The sequence below is a fragment of the Geobacillus sp. E263 genome (assembly GCF_007197795.1).
In the GTDB taxonomy this organism is placed as follows: Bacteria; Bacillota; Bacilli; order Bacillales; family Anoxybacillaceae; genus Parageobacillus_B; species Parageobacillus_B toebii.
This window is the reverse complement of the sequence record NZ_CP041632.1, coordinates 3,038,449-3,061,949: the sequence shown is the minus strand read 5'-3', so window position 1 is coordinate 3,061,949 and position 23,501 is coordinate 3,038,449. Positions and strand designations below refer to the sequence as shown.

Sequence of the window (23,501 nt, the reverse complement as noted above, 5' to 3'; positions counted from 1 at the left end):
GGGGCCCTTTCTATGAAATGAACATAAAGGACAAATACAAATACATAAAATGATACTACGCATTTAGGAACAACTACGGATAAGGAGGGAGCAGGATGTCAAAACTGAACGATTCCGCGCGTCTGAAGGTGAAAAGAGACACGTTTTTTCTCCCTGATCCAAATGGCGGCGTGTATTTTAGGAATAACTCCAGCTCATTTCGTATGAAAGGCAAAACAATCTATCAGTGGATTGAAAAACTAATGCCAATGTTCAATGGAGAGCACACATTGGGAGAATTGACAAAAGGATTATCGGCCCCATATCGGAACAGGGTGTATGAAATCGCAGAAATTCTGTACCGAAACGGCTTTGTTCGGGATGTGAACCAAGATCGTCCGCATCAATTGGACAGCAAGATTCTCAAAAAGTATGCTTCACAAATTGAATTTATAGAAAGTTTCGTTGATTCCGGTGCGTTCCGTTTTCAAGTATATCGCCAATCTAAAGTATTGGCAGTCGGCTCTGGACCTTTTTTGGTCTCATTGGTTTCGGCGTTGATCGAATCTGGATTGCCTAAGTTCCATGTTCTGATTACAGACTCGATGCCTACTAATCGACAGCGGTTGAAGGAACTGGCGGAGCATGCCCGCAAAATGGACTCCGAAGTAGCAATAGAGGAAATATCTCTACACAGGGGAGCAGGGGAGAGTTCTTGGCGAGAAGTGGTACAACCGTTTGAGTGGATTTTATATGTCTCTCAGGAAGGCAATGTAGAGGAACTACGGGCCCTTCATGCCGTTTGCAGGGAGGAGAAGAAGGGGTTTCTCCCTGCCATATCTTTGCAGCAAGTGGGTTTAGCTGGTCCATTAGTGCATCCGGACTCTGAGGGATGCTGGGAGTCCGCATGGCGCCGCATACACCGATCCGCGCTTCGTGAAGACCGGCTGGTGCAAGCTTTTTCTGCAACAGCGGGAGCAATGTTGGCGAATGTGATTGTATTTGAATTATTTAAAAAAGTTACAGGAGTGACGAAATCAGAACAGAGAAATCAATTTTTCCTTCTTGACTTAGAAACATTGGAAGGTGACTGGCATTCGTTCATACCACATCCGCTGGCAACGACGGAACGTGTGACGGCTGAATTGATTCAAGATCTTGATTCGAGGCTTAAACAAAATTCGAGCCGCGATGATTCGAGCAGATTATTTCATTATTTCAGTCAATTGACATCCGCAGAATCGGGAATTTTCCATATATGGGAGGAAAGGAACTTGAATCAGCTTCCGTTGTCCCAGTGCTGCGTTCAAGCGGTTAACCCATTATCGGAGGGACCGGCTGAGCTATTGCCAGAAGTTGTCTGTGCAGGTCTAACACATGAGGAGGCGCGGCGGGAAGCAGGGCTATCTGGGATTGAATCGTATGTATCGGGAATGATAGATTTACTCGTTAACACCGAAAAAGAGGTTGGTGTGGTCACACCACAGGAATTTATCGGTGTCGGAGCAGGAGAAACGATGGCGGAAGGCGTTTGCCGGGGATTGCAAAAGTGCTTGGATGAGGAGCTGAGCAAACGGCAGGTTAACCGAAGAGAACCTATTTTTCAGGTACGATTGGGTGCGGTGGAGGATGAACACTGCAGATTTTATTTGCAGTCACTGGCAACGATGCATGGGTCACCGACGATCGGCTTGGGAGAAAAGGTGTCAGGCTTTCCTGTAGTATGGGTCGGCACGGGCGGCCGTTGGTATGGCAGCGCAGGTTTGAATATCACAATGGCGTTGCGGAAAGCGCTAGAGCAGTCGATTATGGACGCTCAAAATCAGGCGACTTCTTTCCAAATACAAGCGATGGAGGAATCATCCATTTTTCTAAATGAAGAGAAGCCACTAAGAATGGAGATCCCCGCTTGTGAAGAGACGATGCAATCAGAGCTCTTGCAGTCCGCCATGCAGGTTTTGGAACAAAACCGTATGCGGCTCTTCGTCTTTGATTTAGCGATAGAACCTTTTTTGAAAGAGGAACTGGCAGGGGTGTTTGGCGTGCTGTTGAGAAAGGAGGATTTCTGATGGGTGCTCGCGTATTGATGGTTGGAGAAGGAGTGTTGGCGGATTTTGTGTATGAAAAATTGTCCGTCCAATATCAGGTAGTTCGGCAAATCGATTTCGAGGAAGGAATTCCGGAAGAAACAGGTTTGGCTCTGGTGTTGCACGATGCTTGGCATCCCTCCGTTCACCACAAGGCGGAAGAGGCATTACGATCGTCAGGCATTCCATGGCTCCGGGGCTTTGTTTCATTTGGGGAGGGCGTGATCGGTCCGCTAGTTCGCCCTAATACCCCAGGATGTTCTCAGTGTGCTGACATGCGGCGCCTTATAGCGGGATACGACCGCAAGGAAATGTGGGAGCTGCAACAGGTGATGGCGGTGCAAGGGGGAATACAGCATGATGCATGGGCATCACGAATAGGACTTTTGCAGATGGCTCACCTGATTGTCGCGGAGACGCAGAGGGTGTTGGAAGGCAGTCATACCCGTTTAGAAGAAAGGTTGTTCCTAATCAACCTGAAAACATTAAAGAACTCATGTCACTTCTTTCTGCCCGACCCGTTATGTACGGTATGCAGCCAATTACCTGACGATTCGCCGGCAGCAGCCCGCATATCGCTGCAACCAAGTCCGAAGATCAGCGCTGACAGTTACCGCTGCCGTCCGATCGAGGAGCTGAAAGAAGTTCTGATCAAAGATTATCTAGATTATCGAACTGGATTATTGAATGGTAAAATGCATAATTTCGCGTTGCCGTTTGCGGATGTTGTTGTAAATATGCCAATGTTTATAGGGGACGAGGGAGTAGCAGGCCGGACTCATTCCTATGAGGTTAGCGAGTTAACCGCCATTTTGGAGGGGTTAGAGAGATATTGTGGCATCGAACCTCGTGGCAAACGGACAGTGATTCATGACAGCTACCGAAACCTGAAAGATCAAGCACTCAACCCAGTAAAGGTAGGAGTGCATGCGAAGGAACAATATGCGCGGCCTGATTTTCCGTTCAAACCGTTTGATCCTGACCGTCCAATGAATTGGGTATGGGGCTATTCGTTTTTACAAGAGCGTCCGATTTTGGTTCCAGAGTTGCTCGCATATTACAGTTTGGGAGGTGGGGATGGCTTTGTCTATGAAACTTCCAACGGATGTGCATTAGGCGGGAGTTTAGAAGAAGCGATTTTCCATGCCATTTTGGAGGTGGTGGAGCGCGATTCATTCTTGATGGCTTGGTATGCGCAGCTGCCTCTTCCGCGTCTTGATCTTCGTTCGGCTAACGATAAAGAATTACAGTTGATGGTCGATCGTGTACGTGCGGTGGCGGAATATGATCTGTATTTTTTCAACTCGACGATGGAGCACGGAATTCCAAGCGTCTGGGCAGTGGCGAAAAACAGAAAACAAAAGGGATTGAATCTAATCTGTGCCGCTGGAGCTCATCCGGACCCTATACGGGCGGTGAAAAGCTCGATTCACGAGTTAGCAGGCATGATGCTTGTGCTTGACGAGAAATTTGAGGCAAACCGAAAGAAATATGAAAAAATGTTGCATGATCCGCTATTAGTACGGCAGATGGAAGACCATGGCATGCTGTACGGTTTGCCGGAAGCAGAGGAGCGCCTGCAATTTTTGTTGGATGATCATCGTCCGTTGCGAACGTTTGAAGAGGAATTCAAGCAGCAAACGAAGAATGCAGACTTGACGGATGACCTGCGGGTTATTCTTCAGAAGTTCCGACGATTGAACCTTGAGGTAATTGTCGTGGACCAGACAACACCTGTCATCAAACGAAACGGATTATATTGCGTGAAAGTACTGATTCCGGGAATGTTACCGATGACATTTGGGCATCATCTTACCCGCGTGACAGGCCTGGAGAGGGTGCTTCGGGTACCAATGGAACTCGGGTATACAAAACAACCGCTCACGCTTGAACAGCTTAATCCACATCCCCATCCGTTCCCATAGGAGGTAGTAGGATGGAGCTAGAGACATTTTTACACCATCTTCATTTTGACATCGATAAGATTATGCCGCCAAATTGGGAGGTAGATTGGGAAGATGCGCCGCTTGCGTATAAGCTGTACCGTAACTTGCCAGTGATTCCGCTTTCTCCAGAAGTGCCGTTAACACTCGAGGGAAGAGAAGCGTCTGGAAAGCTCGGCCTAGAAGAAATAGGTCATTTTCTCTGGTACGTTTTCGGCCTTACTCAATTTTCTCAGCTAGCCTTTTCCATGGGTCCCACAGAACAAACGGTAAACCTAATGCACTTGTACCGGCGGTTTGTTCCCTCCGGCGGGGCGTTGTATCCAAACGAATTATACGTGTATTTGAAAATAAAGGATATTCCAGATGGAGTGTACCATTACGATGTGGCACACCATCGCTTGGTGTTGTTGCGGGAAGGCGATTTCGATTCCTATTTAACTAGGGCGCTGGGCAATCGCTGTGACGTATCGGCTTGTTTCGGTGTTGTTTTTGTATCGACAATGTTTTGGAAGAATTTCTTTAAATACAATAATTTTGCTTACCGTCTGCAAGGGCTGGATGCTGGCGTGCTAATCGGACAGCTGTTGGAAGCGGCGAAACGGTTCGGCTTCGCATCGGCAGTGTATTTCCAATTTCTTGACAGGGCCGTCAACCATCTGCTTGGACTGTCTGAACAGGAGGAGAGTGTGTATGCGGTTATTCCATTAGCTACGGAGTCTTCGATCACTTGGTTTGATAACGATAATAACTCAAAAGAAAGTGCCTCTGCCACTGAATTGTGCAGAGAATTGCCAGCAGTTCAGCATCATTACTATATTCGATCACGGAGGATTATTGACTATCCGATGCTGAGAAAAATGAATGAGGCATCGATGTTGGAATCGCCGCGATCATTTCGGCAGATTAAGGGAGATAAGAGAGATGCCTGTGGGATGCAAGCAGTAGTTCTGCCTTGTGTGAAGCGGTTATCGTATGATCTGGCGTCAGTCTGCCAGAAGCGGCATTCACCAGATATGGATTTTGTTTTGGGAAAGGTAAGCCAAGAACAATTGGCAGCTTTGCTAAAAGAGGCGACGCTTTCTTTCTCGTATCGAAATGATTTGGATGGAGAACACGAGAAGCCGCCGTCCCGTGTCTCCCTGTATGGCTGTTTTTATAACGTTGAAGGCGTTCCAGATGGAGCTTACTACTATGACAGTGCTGCTCATGCGCTAGGTCGGATACGTTCCGGAGATTATCGACACTACCTGCAATACGGAATGTCAATGGACAATGTAAATCTATTCCAAGTACCGCTCTGTCTACATGTGGCAGGAGACAGGGATCACCTCCAAATGGAATTAGGGTACAGAGGATATCGCATTCAACAGATGGAGGCGGGGATGCTCGTGCAACGACTGCTCTTGGTGGCGTCTGCCATGGGGATGGGTGGGCACCCGCTTCTCGGATTTGATGTAAACTTATGCGATAAACTTTACAAGATCGATTCGCAAGGGAAAACAAGCTTAATCCAAATCCCGATCGGACCCTATCGTCCCCGCGCCTGGTTAAAAGGGAGTTTGCGCAGCTAGAAGAGACAAGAGTACCGCTTTGGTTTTGTTATAAGCAGACATATGATAATTAACAGATATTTATGAGTTTTTGGATTAGGGAGAGAAACAAAAGAGTAATTGGGTTGCCTTGAATAAAAAAGGACAGATCTATACGACCCGTCCTGTAAAACTTTTCAGCCGATTCTAGATTAGTAACGACCAAAAAAACAACTGCACCCAACAATAATTAAAAGGATAAACAGCACCACAATTAAAGCAAAGTTGGATCGAAAGCCACCTGACATTTAGTACACCTCCTGCTTTACATAGGATAGTACATCCTATGCAAAACATAGCGAGTCTGTATAAGACAAACATTTAATTTGGAGGAATTAATACAGATAATGAAAAAAACGCAATTCGATGTTTTGGCAAATATGCTCAAGAAACAAAAATGAATCCGGCTTGACTTCTGAAACAAAAAAGGGATTAATCCATCATGGACTAATCCCTGAAGTGATTTTTTAGCTGTCTTTATTCTGGTTTGACTAGAATTTTCACTTGGTTTTTTTCTTTGATGAGCGTTTCAAATCCTTCTGTTACAATATCATCTAGCTTAATTCGTTTCGTAACGAGCTTTTCAGCTTGGAAGTAGCCTCGTTTCATCAATTCCATTACAGCAGGGAAAATATCGCGGTATGCAATAACTCCCTTTACATTTCTTTCTTTTAATACGATATTATTCGGCTGAAGGTTTGCTTCTTTTTCCCATATACTAACGATAATCGTTTCTCCTTCGAATGTAGTGCTGTCAATAGCTTGTTGTAAAACAGCCGGTACTCCTGTTACTTCAAACGCAACATCGACACCGCCATCGGTCAATTCGCGGAGTTTTTGAACCGGATCTTCTTCTTTTGGATTGATGACAGATGTGGCGCCAAGTTCTTTCGCTTTTTGCAGACGTTCTTTGGAAACTTCTACTGCATAAATTTCTGACGCGCCAGCTGCTTTTAATGCTTCAATAACAAGAAGGCCTATAGGACCTGTTCCAAAGACAGCCGCTTTATCACCAGGTTTGATTTTGCTTGATCGAACAGCGTGCAAAGCTACGGCCGCTGGTTCCACCAGTGCTCCTTGTTCAAAAGAAAGGCCCTCAGGCATTTTGTGAACCATATATTCATCAACCACGGTATATTCAGAGAATCCGCCGCCTCCTCCGGATAAACCGTGGAATCCTAAATGTTCGCAAAGATTGTATTTTCCTTTTTTGCAAGCTGGGCATTCTCCACAGCGAAGAATAGGTTCAACAACGACAGGATCTCCAACCTTGACTTTCGTAACTCCTTCCCCGACTTCAACGACTCGTCCAGAAAATTCGTGACCCATGATAATAGGAGCCACATCTTTACTGACGGGATGAGGATCTTTCACAGGAACAAAAATTGGGCCAGCCGCGTATTCGTGTAAATCGCTTCCGCAGATTCCTGCCCATTCGACTTTAATTTTTACTTTTCCTTTTCCTGCTTTAGGTTCTTCCACTTCTTCTACTCGAATGTCTCTAGCGTTATGCCATCTTGCTGCTTTCATAGATATCCCCTCTCCATTCTATATTCATTATTATTATATCATTAAAATTTATATTATTTTTTCTAATAGAAAAAAGTTCGAAAATATTTCAAAAATAAGAGATGATCTTTGTCTTTGTTTGAGTGTGATTTGTCCTTTTCAAATCATTATGCTCCTGTCACTACCCAATTTTTGTTTTTGCATAATCTAATTGTTTGCTAAAATAAACTAGAAAATACCATGAAAAAGGGGCGGGTTGTGATGAAGAAAACAGTTCGTGTGGTTGGTGCGGTCATTTATAATGAACAAAATGAGATTTTGTGCGCGCTACGCTCTCCGGAAATGTCACTTCCGAATCTATGGGAGTTTCCAGGTGGAAAGATCGAAGAAGGAGAAAATCCTGAAGAGACATTAGTAAGAGAAATTCGTGAAGAATTAGGATGCACGATTGAAGTGTATGAAAAAATTGAAGAAGTACATCATGAATATCCGAATGTGATTGTTAATTTGCTTACATATAAAGCAAAAATCATTGAAGGAGAGCCAAACGCAAAAGAGCATGCGGAATTAAAATGGATGCCGCTTCAAGAATTACACTCTCTTGAATGGGCACCCGCTGATATTCCAACCGTACAAGCTTTATTAAAAGGGGGCTGTCCCTCATCACCTTAATGTTTTAACACAGTGGGGGAAGCCCCCATGTTGTTAACGAATCAGGTCAATGTATAAGTCTTCTGGTACGGGGTGGTGCAGCCGCCATTTAATGTTCATTGGCTTATCGCCATAACTGGATACATAGTCTACCTCACCAAGATACATAAATGGCAAGGTCATCCCGTGCATTTGATCAAACTTGCGCACAAACAAATGAATATGAATGCCTCTTTCTTTGTGATAAATATAATTTTGCCCGACAGAAGACTCGTGGGACGTTTGATTTTGACTTTGCCAATGAAAATGCTGCTGATCGATAAAGTAATCCTTATATTGCAAATGCTCTTCTACTTTTTCTGATTTGTTCAAGTTTACGAACAAGAAATAATGGTTGCCTACTCGGCTTACTCCTTCTCTCCAAGAACCTTCTTTTACTCCTGCTTCAAATAAGAAGATTAGGTCATTTCTCGTGTAATTTTGATAAAGAACAAGCTTTTCGCCTTTTGCGAGAAATCTTTCTGGATGATACGTTCGTCTAAATTCAATAATTCCATAATCAATTCGATCCTTTAAGTATTGATAAAACTCTGGATCTTCTGTTACCGCAAGAATATCATCATTCAATACAAATTTGTCATCAACGACTTTGCCAAACGACCATTTTTGTTTTTTATATGGGGTTGCTAGTCGGGCCATTGACTGCCTAATAAGCGTTTGATGTTTTTCTAAGTCAATTTTTGTTGCAAATCTCTTTTCTAACTGTTTGACGACATCTGCATACGAAACATTTTTTTGTAAAAAGGCTAATTCTAAAATAATGAAATCGTAAGGCCACTTTATTGGAAACTGGTTTTCGAGCCGTTCTACTATTTCACTCATTAACTGGTGGCCCAAAATTTTTCTATCTAATTCATTTACATCATTCATTTTTTCTTTTGTTTTTACCCATGATTGATATTTATAAATGAAAAACGTCAGACTTGGGGATTGTTCATAATATAAGAAATCCAAAATTTCTGGAGCTCGTCCAAGTTCATTTTTAAATTGCTGATACAGGGACTTCAACATGTCCGTTGAATTCATTTTGATCGAATCAATACGATCTAAAATTTCTTTTTGCGTAATTGGATCTAAATCAACGTAAGAACCAGCCGGCAAATCGGCAAATTCATGTGTGACCGCGACTCGGAGCGAATCTTTGTCAAAGGCTTTATGATTGATTTGCCCTGATAAAGCGAGCGGCACGACGAACGACTTTTGGTAGTTGCCAATGAAATCTAGTATTGTGACAAATTCTTTTCCCTCTACTTTCCGTAATCCTCTTCCAAGCTGCTGGATAAAAACAGTAGAAGATTCCGTTGGTCTAAGGAAAAGAATTAAATTTAACTTTGGAATATCGATTCCCTCGTTAAAAATATTGACAGTAAAAATTAACTCTAAAGGATGGTTTTCATCTTCTAGCTGTTTAATGACTTTTTCTCGATAATCGATGCTGTGCTCACCGGTTAAATAGGTTGTATGATATCCACGTTTGTTAAATTCCTCACTCATATATTTCGCATGTTCAATGTTTGTGCAAAATCCTAGCCCGATCATCCGGTCACCGTGGTAGCCGTAGGTCTTAATCATTTCGATAATAAAATCTGTCCGTTCATTGGTTTTTAATGCTTTTACAAGAGCATCTTCATCAAAGAAGCCATTTTTAAGAGGGATTTTACTGTAGTCAACGGTATGGTCTGATACACCGAAATAGTGAAACGGTGCTAGTAAATTGGCCTCTAGTGCTTCTCTCAAGCGAATTTCGTAGACAATGTTATGGTCACAAAGCGCTAAAACATCTCGTCCATCCATTCGTTCCGGCGTAGCGGTCAAGCCTAGTAAAAACTTCGGTTGAAAATAGTCGATCACTTTTCGATACGTCGGTGCTTCGGCATGATGAAATTCATCGATAATTATATAGTCAAATTCGTCTCGCTTAAATCGTTTTAAAATCTCGTCTTTATGCAGGGATTGGACCGTGCTGAACAGATAAGGTTTATCAAATTCTTTGACCGTTCCAGTAATTTTTCCGAAAATTTCTTTCTTCGGGATCACTTGCTGAAATGTCTTAATCGCATTATCTAAAAGCTCTTCCCGATGAGCGATAAAGAGAAGTTTTTTCGGATTAAATGCTTTCACATCAAATGCGGACAAGTACGTTTTTCCCGTTCCAGTTGCCGCTATGATGACGCCTTTGTTATTGCCATTTTTTCTTGTATGTTGAAGATTTCTTAATGCTTTTTCCTGCATGGCATTTGGTTTAATGCTGTGTTTGGTTTGATAGTGTTCTTTTGTTTCGGCTGCTATCATTTCTTTTTTCCTGAAGTTTTCGAGCTTTCGTTTTGCTTCAATAAATTCACTGTAATAACGAATAAACTCGCTATCAAGCGTAACTGCTTCTTCGCTGTTCCAGATTTGATCAAATATCCATTTTGTTTGTTCATAAATAGGCAGAAAACTCGTATCAGGGAGTTTAACGTTCAACTCATGCCCATTAATTAAAGCGGAATGAGAAAGATTGGAAGAGCCGATAATGACCGTATTCAATCCTGAATTTCTATGAAACATATACGCTTTTGTATGAAATGATTCTGTTTGCGTATCGATCATCTTGACTTGAACGTTGGAAAATTGCATGAGTTTTTTGAGCGCTTTGACTTCTGTAATTCCTAAGTAGGTAGAGGTAATAATGCGAACCGGTATGTTTCGTTTTTCAAGCTCTAATAGCGGCCGGATGATGAGCTGTAATCCCGACATACGAATAAAACTGACCATAAAATCAACAGAGTCGGCCGTCAACATTTCATATTTAAGAGTTTTAAAAAAGTTTTTCATTGAGTGTTTGTCATTATGCAGCAAGTTCAATCTTGATAAAAACAAATCTTCAATAACAGGTAATTCCCTGTTGGAATAGTTATATGTAATCATCGAAAGCGGTAAAGAAAATTCTTGTTGATGATCGGATGCTAAATTGGAAATGTGTTCTGTCAGCTGGATAATCTCATCAAAACGATTTTCGTCGGCAAGGCGCTTAAATTTATCTCCAAGCTGCTTTGCTGCATGAAGAATAAGGACTTCTATATATTCTTTTGGAGAAAGACGTTGAATGATATTTGATTCGGGATATGTTTTGTTTGCGAGATATAGTTCTTCAAAGAAACCTTTCTTTTCCAAGTTGCTCACCTGAAAATTTATTTTTTTCTATTATTTTAGCAAATTAAGTTTGTTAATGTTATTATTTGTTATCTATTTTCTATTAAGATGGATGAAGGGATCTTTTCTTTTGATTTGTGCCTGTCTTAGTTTTCTGTATTGTATTGGCGAAAGGGAGGCGACGTGGATGCCGGATAAATTAGCGGGCAGTTGTTATTTTGGGAAGAATGGTTACTCTTAATCCCTGTTGTGCATCATTTGTCAAATATGATATTCGGCTCAGTGGCATAGGTGAGAAAGGTTCACGACGATAGGGTAGTTTTGATTTCCAACGACAGAACTATAAAAATTTGAAACCGCCAACCAGGCGTTTCCCTGGTTGGCGGTTTTTTTTCGTACGCCCAACAGATGGAATTATTTAATGATGTCCAGAAAGGAGATGGTTGGGTGCGAATCAAGGTGAAAGCGGTCTCGTCTGATTGGATGAAAAGTCCCGACTCAAGCCTTCCTGCCAAGCTTCCGAAACCGTGCAAGCTTCGGCGAGGGCTAGGTCGGATGCGGCGTCGTCGGGCGTTACCAGTCCGCTCCAGTTCGGGTCTTGGATCATCCGGCAAAAGTCTAGGAAGCGGGCTTGAGCCATCGCCTCATACCATCCTTGTCGATCAACTAATGATAACGTCCGCCGATATGGTAGGCGGGAAACGGAAGAAGAGGATGTACGATCGGACGACGGGAACCGCGATGCGGCCCATGTCCGTACCTGTTCGCCAGCGTTTGCCGCAGGTTGCGTAGGTATGGTGTCGAGAAGAGCGTCGATTAGTTCTGCCTGTTCTGCTGTGAGTACGCCCTCGACGTACAGACGTTGAGGAATCCAGCCTTCGAGCACAATCCGCCCTTGGGCACAGTGGACTTCCCATTGTGTCGATTCGGGAGCGTCCGCCTCCATTGTGAATCCGTGGTAGTACTGAACCGGTACGTACTCGTTCGGAGATTCGGCGCCTGCCTCTTTTGTCGGCAATTGCGCTTTCTGTACATGGCCCTGACGTGTGCAGCTGCGGTGAATCACACTCGCCCACACGCGCGACTGCTCGCCGTTTGCTTCGGTTGCGGCAAAACCGCGCGCATCCACAGGTTCGCCAAACCAGTGGCGACCGACTTCGAAGAAGTGAACCCCATGTTCGATGAAGATGCCTCCACTCAATTCGCGGTTCCAGAACCAATGCCCAGATGTGACGCGGTGTGCGGCGTTGTGGAGACTGGCGTGGTGCGCACGACCCAATAGATGGTGACGGAGCATCCATTCGACCGCTTCCACCAACGGGTTGTAGCGCAAGACCAGATTGACGGCGAACGCTCGCCGTTGTTTCGCTGCGAGCTGGGCATTGCTTTTCAGCGCCGCTGAAGTCAGCGCCCCTGGTTTTTCCAGCAACAGATGCTTTCCTTTCGTCAACGCAAGTTCGCCGAGCGGTGCGTGGAGGTGAGGCGGTGTTGTCAGGATCACCACGTCGATGTCCGGATCGTGGATAAGCTCGGACGCTTCCCGATATTCGCGCGGGGGAGCGGCATCGGATCGATGGTGGCGATAGGCGTCCAGCACGCGCTGGCGCTTTTCGTCAGTATGGCCAGCAACGGCTGTCAACTGAAATTCCGGCAACGGAGCAAGAGCGCCGGCCAAGAACTCAGCAAAAGCGCCTGCGCCGGCAATTCCTACGCGATATGGTGGGAGCGGATAAGGCATGGCATCTTTACCTCCTTCATCTCGTATGAATCCTTATTATCTTATATTATGTCAACAATTGTATTATACCGAAAAGGCAGCTTTTGGCGCTCCTGTTTTGCGTTCTTCTTAGCACAGAGGGACGCAAAGTCCCAAATCCTCAGGCTTTCTCTTTAGCAGCATGGAGATCGCTGAGCAAACTCAATGTGGTCCAACCAAAAGTACGAGCGTTTTACTTGCCATCACAGGGGATATTATGTATACTAATTATTAGCAACCGGTGATATTGAGTGCTAACAATCAACCTCTCATCTTTCATTTTTTCATTCATCCATCTGTTTCGGTCTTCATAGTAATTTAGTAAACCCTATGAATTTCGAAACTAATGGAGGGATGGCAAAATGAAAGCATTGCTGCTAGCTGGAGGTTTGGGCACACGTTTACGTCCGCTAACTGAAAACCTACCGAAACCAATGGCACCCATTGCAAATCGCCCATGGTTGGAACACCTCATCACTCATCTGCGTGAACAAGGCGTCGATCAGTTTGTCATAGCCGCTCACCACTGCTCAGATGTGATTCGTCGTTACTTCGGCGACGGACGGCGCTGGGGAGTGAAGATTGAGTATGCTCTCGAACCGTTTCCGATGGGGACGGCAGGAGCCATCAAAAACGCGGAGCGACTACTCGATGAGCGGTTCTTGGTTTTCAACGCCGACATCGTCCACTTGCCACAGTTGATTCCTCTTCTTGAGTTTCACCGCCAGCACGGTGGAATTGCCACCATTGCACTGACAGAAGTAGATGATCCTTCTTCATACGGAGTAGTTGAACAGGATGATACCGGACGGATCTTGCGTTTTATTGAGAAACCGCGCCCTGAAGAGGCACCGTCAAATCGAATCAACGCCGGCTTGTACATCCTCGAACCGGAGGTTATGCGTTATATTCCGGCGCAACGCGAGGTCTCGATTGAACGCGAAACGTTCCCGCGCTTGATTCAGGAAAACGCTGGCGTCTACGGTATGGTAAGCAGTGGCTACTGGCGCGACATGGGAACTCCGGCACGTTATCGCCAAGTCCATTGGGATGCGCTCGACCGACGTTTTCCTCTTTCCATGCAAGGGCGTCAGGTTCAGCCAGGTGTTTGGACAGGGGAAGGCGTCGAATTAGGTTCCGGCGTCCTCTTGGTGCCACCAGTATTAATTGGAAATAATGTGAAAGTAGGCGACCAAGCGGTGATTGGTCCATACGCGGTGATTGGTGATAACTGCTACATCGGTGCTCGCGTGCATTGTTCGAACTCCATCCTTTGGGATTGTTCAGTCGTGCGCGATGGTAGCCGTCTCAGCAACAGCATTTTCGGGTATCGGACCGTGGCGCCTGCCGGCGAGGAGTTCAAAAATTCCATTATCAACCAACCTCAAGAGGTGATGCAGGCATGAAGCGGATCGCATACGTCAGCACATATCCACCGCGTCGTTGCGGCATTGCCACGTTCACCGAGCATCTTCTTGAGAGCGTGAGCGCCGCCGGCAAACGACGAGATGTCGATCTGGTGATTGTGCTCTATAACGAAAGCGATGACGATTCAGTGTACCGGAACAATCCGAAGTTTTGGCCGCTGGCAGCACAGGACCGAGCGGCTTACACGCGAATGGCGGAACGGGTTAATCTTAGCGATGTCTCAGTAGTGGTCTTGCAGCACGAGTTCGGTATTTTCGGAGGCGAAGCGGGTGAATACATACTGGACTTCGTCCGAGCCCTGAAAAAGCCGCTTGTCACGACGTTTCATACCATCTTTGCTGATCCTCAACCGCCTTATCGCCGTATTCAGCAAGAAATTGCCGATGCGAGCGACGCTATCGTGGTTATGAATCGTCAGGCGATTTCGTACCTGACACGAGCGTTTAACTTGCCGGAGAGTAAAATCTTCTACATTCCGCACGGTTCACCAAAGCCGCTCAGTGAGGAACGGGTTCGCCTTCGCCGCCGCTTGGGCTTCGAAGGACGCAAGGTTATGTTCACTTTTGGATTGCTCAATCGCGGCAAGGGCATCGAGTCAGTGATCTCCGCCTTGCCGGGAGTCGTTCGCGAAGTGCCGGAGACGCTATATGTCATCGCCGGACAGACACACCCTGAAGTGAAAAAACGCGAAGGGGAAGCGTACCGCGAGGAGCTTCAGGAGATGATCCGTCGCCTCGGACTGGAGGAGAACGTACGAATGATCGACCGCTATTTTAGCGAGGAGGAACTCATCGCCTATTTGACGGCGTGTGATCTTTACGTCACTCCGTATCCGGGGATGCAGCAAATTACCAGCGGCACCTTGGCCTATGCGGTTGGCGTGGGCCGTCCGGTTCTCTCGACGCCATATGAACATGCCCGCGACCTGTTGCGCGGATGCGAGGAACTGTTGCTGCCGTACGGCGACACTGAAGCCTGGGAGCGGCAGTTGCGGCGGCTGTTGGCGGATGATGCGGCTTTGCGGCAGTGGGAAGAGCGGATTCGGAAGATTGGTGAAACGACGCACTGGCCTCGTGTAGGCGAGCAACACCTGCAGCTGTTTGCAAAGCTCTGCAGTGGAACGGACGGTGATGAAAAAGCCAAAGAGCGATTGGAAGGAGAGGTGAATCCCGTTGCCTCTGTCAGTCGTTAAGTTCGATCATTTAGAACGCATGACTGACGACACGGGGCTGCTTGAGCATAGCTTGGGGCGCATCCCGCGCCGACGCGAGGGATACTCAACCGATGACAATGCGCGTGCCATCTGGGTGTGCATGGAGTGGCTTGATTTACTTGGAGACGATGAGTCCAAGGAGCAAAACAGGCTATATCGGCTGTTGGATCGATACTTGGCCTTCTTGCTCTGGGCGCAGAGGGAGGACGGCTGGTTCCAGAATAACTTTCATTTTGACCGGACGCCGGAATCAGAATCACGCTCAGACGACTGCCTAGGCCGATCCCTCTGGGCTGCGGCAGTGGCGTACGTAAATCTCGATGATGAGGCCCGGAGATGTGTGGCCGCCGAGATCCTGGGCCGGGCGCTTTCGGCCAGCCGCGGGTTGCGGTTTTTGCGCGGTCAGGCATGGGCTCTTGCGACTTGCTGTCTGCTATTGTCTAAGCGGAGAGACGGTTTGGATTTGCCTTCTGGTGTGACCGAGGCTGATCTCATCAATCTGGCGGACGTATTCGAGCGGAGTTTGCTCGACGCTTACCACATGAACAGAACGGCTGACTGGCGTTGGTATGAGCCGCAAATCACCTACGCCAATGGGCTGTTGCCGTGGGCGTTGTTTGTGGCCTATCGGTATCACGGCCGCGTCGAGACGCTGCAGGCAGCTAAAGAAAGCCTCGACTTCCTGCTGGATAAGATGAGCGGCCAGGGAGGCGTCATCCGTCCTATCGGCAATCGCGGTTGGTGCAGCCGCAACGGACGCGCTGACTGGGATCAGCAACCCGTTGATGTGATGAAACTGGCCTTGGCCGCCCGCGAGGCCTATCGGGTATTGGGAGACGACACGTACCGAGAAGTCGTTCGCCGCTGCCGCGATTGGTTTTATGGCGATAACGACCTCGGTGTTCCCCTCGCCGATCTGAGCGATGGGAGCTGCTGTGACGGCCTAAATTCGGATGGGCCGAATCCGAATCGAGGGGCTGAGTCGACACTTTCCTATTTATTGACGGAAGCTATGGCAAATTCCTTGCAATTGGAGGTGGTTTTCAATGAGTCTTTCGATGGAACAACGATCCGTTCTACCGAAGCACGTGTTTAAAGAGTACGATATTCGCGGACGCGCAGGAGAGGAGCTCGACGAGAATTTTGCCTATTTGTTAGGATTGGCGTTTGCAGAAATGGTACGGCAAGCCGGTGAGGAGAAAGTGGTGGTTGGCCACGACAACCGCATCTCTTCACCTGCATTACACCGTGCGCTGATTGCGGGGCTTAGCCAGGCGTCGTGTCGGGTGATTGACATCGGTCAGGTGACGACCCCGATGTTCTACTACAGCCTCGAGTACACTAATGTGCCGTGCGGCATGATCATCACCGCAAGCCACAATCCAGGCGACGAAAACGGTTTTAAGATTGCAATGAATAAGACTACCATTTATGGCGAGCGCATTCAGGAACTGCGGCGGACGATGGAGCGGATTCTCCACTCACAAGGGATCAACCGCATCGACACGTGGAAGGAAGGATATGTGGAGACGCTTGACATCGAACCAGCCTATCTGAAAATGCTGCAAGACAAGATCCAGCTGGGATCGCGCAAGCTCAAGGTAGTGGTCGATTGCGGCAACGGGACCCCTTCGGCGATTGCGCCGAAAGCCTTGGAGGCATGGGGCTGCGAGGTCATACCTTTGTATTGCGAATCCGACCCGACATTCCCTAATCACCATCCAGATCCGGTAGTGCCGGAGAATCTGAAGGATTTAATTGACGTGGTGCGACGGGAAAAGGCGGATCTCGGTGTGGCATTCGATGGCGACGGTGACCGATTGGGCGTCGTCGACGAGGAAGGAAACATCCTCTGGGGCGACCAATTGATGATTTTATTCTGGCGTGAGATTCTCCGCAGCTATCCAGGAGCCGAAGCGCCGGTTGAGGTCAAGTGTTCGCAGGCGTTGGTCGAGGAAATCGAACGGCTTGGCGGCAAACCGTTCTTCCATCGCACTGGCCATTCACATATTAAGGCGACACTGCGCAGCCGGCCAGAGATTCCGTTTGCAGGTGAAATGTCCGGACATCTGTTCTTCAATGACGAGTTCTACGGCTATGATGACGCCTTGTACGCGGCGGGGCGGCTGTTGCGCATACTCTCCAATGATAACCGCAAGCTGTCGCAGCTATTTGCCGACGTGCCGCGATATCAAGCCACTCCGGAGACGCGCGTGCCTTGTCCGGAAGAGAAGAAGGCGGAAGCCATCGCCGCGGTCAAACAGCGGTTTGCAAGCAGCCATAAGGTCGTGGACGTGGACGGCGCCCGCATTCAGTTCAAGGATGGTTGGGGATTGGTGCGTCCGTCGAATACGCAGCCTATCCTTGTTCTGCGCGCCGAAGCCAAGTCGCCGGAGACATTGGCCGATATCAAACAGCAGCTGGCTGACGTACTCAGCAACCCGCCGCTTAACTTGACCATCACATGGTGATGCAGGGCACGATTGAAATCGGATCACCGATTATCGGCGCTGGCCCGAACAGCGTAGACTGTTCGGGACGGTGCCGTTTTCCTTTTTTGCAGTTATGTCGTGTCACTTATTGACCATAAAAAGTCAACTACCCAACGGCTAAAGCCGTGGACTTGCAGCTAGCCTAATTGGCTGCCGCGTTCGGCTGGTTGACAGCAGCCCTGCGGATGTTTTCCGCAGCCACGTTGTCGGCAGGGGCAGCGTACCCACAAGCTCGACAACAAAACTGATCCCTTGACGGTCTGTTTTCTTTGGCCACATGTCCGCAAACCGGACAGGTGCGGGAAGTATTTTTTGGATGAACCAATACCACCGGCACGCCAGCGATCGCCGCTTTATACTCAATAAACTTTCTCAACTGATAAAAAGACCAAGAAGAGTGTTGACGACGCTGTTGCTTTTTAACCGTTTTCTCGGTGCGTTGGCGGATGCCCTTTAAATCTTCAAGGGCAATGCCGCATCCGAGTGCCTTTGCCTTTTCAACAATCTTCTTACTAATGCAGTGGTTCACATCACGGGCAAATAGTTTTTCCTTCTTGGAACGCTTTTTAAGCAGGCGTTTCGCTGACTTGGTGCCTTTCTTTTGGAGTTTGGCGCGAAGTTTCGCATGGCGGCGGCGCAGCCCGTTGACCTTCGAGCCGGAAAATACCTCACCGGTGCTATCGACGGCGATATTAATGATGCCAAGGTCCACACCGATAAATCCGTTTTCGGAATTGGGCTGGCCTTCGGGAACGTCCACCACGAGCAGTAAATAAAAAATACCGTTTTGAAGGACTAAATCGGCTTGACCCCGAACACGGTTGCCGCACAGCAAACCTTGATGGTAGCGGCTAATAACCATAGGGATTTCCATTCTTCCTTGCAAGGTAAGGATGGAAGCATACTCTAACCCTTTAAAGGACAGGATTCTTTCATCATACACGATGGCACCGGTTTCTTTAAAGTTATGCAAGGTTTTTTTATCCAAACGATAGCTTTCCGACACTTTGCCGATGGCACGAACGGTCATTTGGGCAGAGAGGCCAAATTTTTCCCTGACGTCATAGTAGCAAAGCCGCTGGATTTTCGTTTTGGAAAAGGTTCTGGAGCGAAAAGCAATCTCGCTAATATAGTTGCATGCTTGGTTAAACCGTTTCATTGTTTCCAGCAGCGCATGAAACTGTTCAAGAGTTGGCATTAATTTAATCTTGAGAGTGCAGAGCATTCTTGATTCACCTACCTTTCTAAATCCAGTGTACTTATATTGAACGAAAAATTCAATATATACTGAAAATATAAACCCCGCCTTCCTTCCACAGCTAAAGCAGTGGGCTTCCGGCGGATGTTCTCGTGACTGTTCCGGCACGAGGAACCACAAATGCGAAGTCAGGAATGTTTATGGCGGCGGTGCCTAGATTTAGTGTTCCTGCACTAAGGTCAACAGTTGGCGCAGAACTTCCGAATCCAAGGATAGCTCCAGTACTAACTATTACACCTGCAACATCAGTTGTAGACAGTGCAACAGGAGTTGTTCCAGATGCATACGGAATAATAGCACCGGCTCCTGGAGGTCCTGGTGTTGCAGGTCCATTCACTGTCACCGCTTGCCCATTAATACAACCACATCTTATCTTTGGCTTATGGTGATCTTTACATTTTTCTCCTCAATCTTTTGACATATGTTTCCCCTCTTTTAATTTAATTAAGATTCGATATTAATATATGAGCAGAATAATAAGTTTGATTAGACAAGTTGTAGGTTAAGCGTTTGTATTTCCAAAATTAGGATATTGAATATTCGGAGATAAGATAGCCAAAAGGAGGCATTCCCTCTTTCTCTTGTAGATTTTTTCAGTTCAGAATGTTCATTGATGTTCCAGCTAGCCATGCTGTTTTTGAATGTTTGCATTTACGTTGTTCATATGATGATTAAATCGATTTACTATAAAAATATTTGCCGCCATGGTTGGGAGTAAGAAAAAAATAAGTTTTATTCAAATATTTGTCACAATTTAGAAGTGTAAGCGTTACAAGAAAAAAATTAAATAAAAGTTCACAAGCGTTTGTTTTATTATCGTTTACAATATATACGTGAAAATAATCACAAATAAATATATAAAAATAATATTTACCTCACTAGATTGGTCACCAAAGAAAGGATGAATCTATCTTGGAGTCATTATCAATTAGTGGAATAGTTATTCGATTTTTATTAGGGGGAGGCGCGGTCGTCGCTTCTACCATTATCTCGAGAAAATTAGGGCCGAAAATAGGAGGAATTTTTGCTGCCTTTCCCGCTGTATTTTTAGCAGCATTACTGACACTTCGGCTCGATGCAAAGGGCAGTGAATTAGTGGAAAAGTCGATTGTTCTATCCCAAGGAGCCGTTGTTGGGATGTTCATCAATATTATGTGTGCAATAGGGGTCGTTTACTTTTGTACTAAGCAAGGTTGGAAACGTGGACTTACACAATCAATAGCTGGATGGTTTCTCATTTCCATCATTTTTGCTGTCATTTCAGGATATTTTTAATTAAAGGTGATTGTATGGATAGACGTGATTTATTTTTCCGTTTTTTATTCGGAGGATCAGCTGTTGTGTTAAGTTATGTAACGGCAAAACTATTACCATGGAAAGTTATCGGGGGAATTTTTGCCGCATTTCCAGCCGTTATGGTTATTGCTGTGATGATGGTTGGCATGAAGAAAGGTTCTAAAGATGCAGCGAAAACTGCACAAGGATCTGTTTATGGGATGATTGGTGGTTTCATTTGTGTGTTAACGGTTTTATTTTCTCTACAACTTACACAAAATTGGTGGGGAAGTTTTATCTCTGGTTTGATTACATGGTTTGCAAGTTCGTTATTCCTTGTATACATGCGGGATCATAAAAAAGAAAATAGAGCATCAAATATCAAATTGGAACATTGATAAAGAGGTGGCAGACCGAAAAACAATGGAGCCATGAGTAACGAATACAGAAGCCTGGCATGATACGAACGTGCCGGGCCTTTTATATGTTATGAAAGATTGAATTAATAGAATCGTAAACAATAGATGGAAAATGGTAGAGGTTGTTTGCCTGTTAACTGATGGTTTTGATCCATCGGCATTTCAAGACTAAAAGATTATTAAGAGATCGACTTATGATATTGAACATATGAAAATAGGACTATATAGTTGAATTATCTATCCTTATTTTCCTAAACTTGACTTCGCTTTACTTATACGTAAATAATAGATAAGGATGACAATATTACAAGTAAGTGAGTTGAGGAGGAATTGAATATTAAAGATTTTTTGCAGCATGTTCAAGATGCATATGCAGCACTCACGGAGTTAAGCATTATTATGCTTGATTTACAGCATCAACCTGTTACAAAAGTCTCAAATATAACGGAATTAGCGGAGCTTGTACTTTTTTCTCCAGATAAGCCGTTTCCTCCTTCATGTTTTCCGAATGACTATACCGAATGGCAACGTCCGATGGTTGTTCAGACAGGGTATTGGGGAGTAAAGGCAATTGTCGCACCTGTACTAGTGGAACAAAAAGTCGAGTATTGGATTTGGGCAGGTGCGTTTATTGAAGAAGAGACAAAACTGATGATCAAGGAGCAGTGTTTTCGTTTCCCTGACTCACAAATATGGCTTCAAGCCATTGAACAAACAAAAGAGCAAACGATATCGTCGGTGGAAAAAAAGTTAAATGATATTGAAAAAATGGCAACAATATGTGGCGAGTTTATTAGCAATAATAGACAAAAACAACATTACGAACAGTACTTCTATTTATTAGATACGGCAGTGGATCGTGCGCAACAGTTTTCTTTACATATGGACGATTTTTTACATATGTTTCAAAAGATAGACTCTGATATAGATTTTTCATTGTATATAAAACGGCAAAATCGCGAATGGGTTGTTGCACACGCTGTGGGAGAAAAGGCAGAACAGCTTTGGAATCAGCAGATAAAAACCGCTTTTCCTCCACTATCAAACTCCCTATTTCATTCGCACAATGTTGTTTGTGTTGAAAATGCCGCGCTTGACCCACGTTTTGCTTTTTTCGTGAAAAATGGAATAAAACCGAGTACTGTTGTGGTATATCCGATTTTGCACAACGATGAAGTAGAAGGATGGATTGTGATCGGCAGTCAAACAAAACGTTCATTACCGAAAGAGGCAGTCCAAATCGGCGCTATTCTCATGAAATATTGGCAATTACATTCCAAATATGAATTAGCTTACATAAAAATGGATCGACATTTCATGAGATTATCGATGTTAATAGAAATTGGCCAGGCAATGAATGTTGTAAAAGATACCGATGAAATTATACGGATGATGACGGATTTTGTTGCGGAACTGGCGTACGGTGATTTCGCATTTACAGTGTTAGCCGATCATAAAAGGAAAGTAAAGGTTCATTGTGGCGCCATTTCAGAACAACAAGTAACAGAATATTATGAAGATGTTTGCCAACGCTACTTTTCTACTGAAAAAAGACTGCTAGAAAATATACCGAAGCTGCGTGAAACAAAGTTTGGGACTGTAATGGAAATTTCATTTTCGGTTCATGAACATGTGCACGGCGTGATGGCTGTTCATTTGAAAGATATCGAGGCTGCAAAAGAAGCGGAAGTATATGTTGCGGCATTAATAGGGATCGGCACAATGGTCATGAAGCAAAATACTTATCAGACGCCAAAGCAAGAATTGAATATCGATATGCTATCGGAACGCTTAACGACCCGGGAGATGGATGTGTTAAACTTATTAGTCCAAGGATGCAGCAACCGCGAAATTGCGGATCGATTATTTATTAGCATTCATACGGTGAAAAACCATATTACAAATATTTTTCAAAAAATAGGGGTAAACGACCGTTCTCAGCTAATTGCTCTTGTATATCAGTTAAACAATCGTAAAGTTATCAATGAGGAACATCATTAGACAAAATTATGGATCGATGATGTTCCTTTTTTATTTTCTGCTTGTTTAACATGGAAATGTTTTGGTATATAGGAAATAGGAAGCAAAATAAATTTGTATTATAATCATTAATAGTATATAAGAACTAGGTATTTAGTTATAATAAACATATAGAAGCGAACATAGTGCAATGTTGCTGTGTTGTTATAAAGATGCTCATCCCCTATGAATAGAAAGTGTTATCGTACTTACAAAAGTACTATTTAGCACACATATTAATAGAAGAAATAGGGGGAATATTGATGGAAAGTATAAGTATAAGGAGAAATATCACAGTAATGGCAGGTTCTGATATTATGAAAGCGATGGATATAACCGAGCAAATCGCAAGTGAAATGGGATTTTTGCCACGTGATTGTCTCTTTCTTCGATTAGCAACGGAGGAAGCGTGTACGAACGCGTATGAATATTGTCAAAAAACAAACCAGCTGCCTTTTGAAGTATTTTGGAAATGTGGAAAAGAGAATTTGATTATTGGTGTAAAGCAACATGGAAAGAAATTTGACATTACAAGAAAGGATGAGGTCAACAAAGGCTTGCGCGGCAGGGGGTTGCAGCTTATCACTCATATTGTAGACGATGTTTATATTGAACAAAAAGGGAATAACGTATTGTTTTATATGTGTAAATATAAAGCTCATTGACGACTGTTGGAGGAACGGAA

17 protein-coding genes are annotated in these 23,501 nt (G+C 45.2%); 12 read left to right on the top strand and 5 right to left on the bottom strand.

Going from position 1 to position 23,501, the window contains the following annotated elements:
* Window positions 1–95: 95 nt before the first annotated feature.
* The 3 genes from FNL97_RS15705 to FNL97_RS15695 are packed head-to-tail and all read left to right on the top strand — an operon-like array spanning window position 96 to window position 5,583.
* A complete protein-coding gene (locus tag FNL97_RS15705; protein ID WP_143416128.1) occupies window positions 96–2,048 on the top strand; it encodes a putative thiazole-containing bacteriocin maturation protein in 1,953 nt (650 codons plus the stop codon).
* Complete coding sequence (locus FNL97_RS15700) at window positions 2,048–3,991, top strand: TOMM precursor leader peptide-binding protein (RefSeq protein WP_143416127.1); 1,944 nt, start codon at window positions 2,048–2,050, stop codon at window positions 3,989–3,991. The genes FNL97_RS15705 and FNL97_RS15700 overlap by 1 nt, the downstream gene beginning before the upstream one ends.
* 11 nt (window positions 3,992–4,002) lie before the next feature.
* Entirely contained in the window at window positions 4,003–5,583 is a 1,581-nt protein-coding gene (locus FNL97_RS15695; protein ID WP_143416126.1) for a SagB family peptide dehydrogenase, read from the top strand.
* A gap of 170 nt (window positions 5,584–5,753) precedes the next feature.
* On the opposite strand, the gene FNL97_RS15690 is transcribed toward FNL97_RS15695, so the two are convergent.
* Together FNL97_RS15690 and FNL97_RS15685 are read right to left on the bottom strand one after the other, a co-directional pair.
* Entirely contained in the window at window positions 5,754–5,849 is a 96-nt protein-coding gene (locus FNL97_RS15690) for a YjcZ family sporulation protein (protein WP_073967986.1), read from the bottom strand.
* Between the two features lie 229 nt (window positions 5,850–6,078).
* Window positions 6,079–7,131: a 2,3-butanediol dehydrogenase gene (locus tag FNL97_RS15685; protein WP_012749095.1), complete on the bottom strand. Its 1,053-nt coding sequence runs from the start codon at window positions 7,129–7,131 to the stop codon at window positions 6,079–6,081.
* 240 nt (window positions 7,132–7,371) lie between these two features.
* On the opposite strand from FNL97_RS15685, the gene mutT reads away from it, so the two are divergent.
* On the top strand, window positions 7,372–7,782 hold the full coding sequence (gene mutT / locus FNL97_RS15680; protein ID WP_062679315.1) for an 8-oxo-dGTP diphosphatase MutT: 411 nt from the start codon (window positions 7,372–7,374) through the stop codon (window positions 7,780–7,782).
* A gap of 33 nt (window positions 7,783–7,815) precedes the next feature.
* Here the strand turns inward: mutT and FNL97_RS15675 are convergent, their stop codons facing one another.
* Together FNL97_RS15675 and FNL97_RS15670 are read right to left on the bottom strand one after the other, a co-directional pair.
* A complete protein-coding gene (locus FNL97_RS15675; protein ID WP_143416125.1) occupies window positions 7,816–10,977 on the bottom strand; it encodes a DUF3427 domain-containing protein in 3,162 nt (1,053 codons plus the stop codon).
* 433 nt (window positions 10,978–11,410) lie between these two features.
* Window positions 11,411–12,694: a Gfo/Idh/MocA family protein gene (locus FNL97_RS15670; RefSeq protein WP_143416124.1), complete on the bottom strand. Its 1,284-nt coding sequence runs from the start codon at window positions 12,692–12,694 to the stop codon at window positions 11,411–11,413.
* Window positions 12,695–13,074: 380 nt separating this feature from the next.
* On the opposite strand from FNL97_RS15670, the gene FNL97_RS15665 reads away from it, so the two are divergent.
* From FNL97_RS15665 to FNL97_RS15650, 4 genes are read left to right on the top strand one after another with little or no spacing between them, the layout of a single operon-like run.
* Entirely contained in the window at window positions 13,075–14,118 is a 1,044-nt protein-coding gene (locus FNL97_RS15665) for a nucleotidyltransferase family protein (RefSeq protein ID WP_143416123.1), read from the top strand.
* Window positions 14,115–15,332 carry a glycosyltransferase family 4 protein gene (locus FNL97_RS15660; protein WP_143416122.1) on the top strand — a complete coding sequence of 406 codons (1,218 nt, stop codon included), beginning with the start codon at window positions 14,115–14,117 and terminating at the stop codon, window positions 15,330–15,332. The genes FNL97_RS15665 and FNL97_RS15660 overlap by 4 nt, the downstream gene beginning before the upstream one ends.
* On the top strand, window positions 15,313–16,449 hold the full coding sequence (locus tag FNL97_RS15655; RefSeq protein ID WP_143416121.1) for a glycoside hydrolase family protein: 1,137 nt from the start codon (window positions 15,313–15,315) through the stop codon (window positions 16,447–16,449). The genes FNL97_RS15660 and FNL97_RS15655 overlap by 20 nt, the downstream gene beginning before the upstream one ends.
* Complete coding sequence (locus tag FNL97_RS15650) at window positions 16,400–17,824, top strand: phosphomannomutase/phosphoglucomutase (protein ID WP_143416120.1); 1,425 nt, start codon at window positions 16,400–16,402, stop codon at window positions 17,822–17,824. Before FNL97_RS15655 ends, FNL97_RS15650 begins: the two co-directional genes overlap by 50 nt.
* 163 nt (window positions 17,825–17,987) lie before the next feature.
* Here FNL97_RS15650 and FNL97_RS15645 read toward each other — a convergent pair whose 3' ends face one another.
* Window positions 17,988–19,070 carry an RNA-guided endonuclease InsQ/TnpB family protein gene (locus FNL97_RS15645; RefSeq protein ID WP_015863580.1) on the bottom strand — a complete coding sequence of 361 codons (1,083 nt, stop codon included), beginning with the start codon at window positions 19,068–19,070 and terminating at the stop codon, window positions 17,988–17,990.
* A 945-nt stretch (window positions 19,071–20,015) separates the two neighbouring features.
* Between FNL97_RS15645 and FNL97_RS15635 the strand changes: the two genes are divergently transcribed.
* The 4 genes from FNL97_RS15635 to FNL97_RS15620 all read left to right on the top strand — a co-directional run bounded on the left by FNL97_RS15635 (window position 20,016) and on the right by FNL97_RS15620 (window position 23,481).
* Window positions 20,016–20,378 carry a DUF3147 family protein gene (locus tag FNL97_RS15635; protein WP_205729475.1) on the top strand — a complete coding sequence of 121 codons (363 nt, stop codon included), beginning with the start codon at window positions 20,016–20,018 and terminating at the stop codon, window positions 20,376–20,378.
* Between the two features lie 14 nt (window positions 20,379–20,392).
* Complete coding sequence (locus FNL97_RS15630) at window positions 20,393–20,776, top strand: DUF3147 family protein (protein WP_062679319.1); 384 nt, start codon at window positions 20,393–20,395, stop codon at window positions 20,774–20,776.
* Window positions 20,777–21,127: 351 nt separating this feature from the next.
* A complete protein-coding gene (locus FNL97_RS15625) occupies window positions 21,128–22,798 on the top strand; it encodes a response regulator transcription factor (protein ID WP_143416119.1) in 1,671 nt (556 codons plus the stop codon).
* A gap of 281 nt (window positions 22,799–23,079) precedes the next feature.
* The gene (locus tag FNL97_RS15620; protein ID WP_062679321.1) at window positions 23,080–23,481 is read left to right on the top strand and encodes an ATP-binding protein; all 402 of its coding nucleotides are present in this window, start codon (window positions 23,080–23,082) and stop codon (window positions 23,479–23,481) included.
* The last annotated feature ends 20 nt before the right edge of the window (window positions 23,482–23,501 follow it).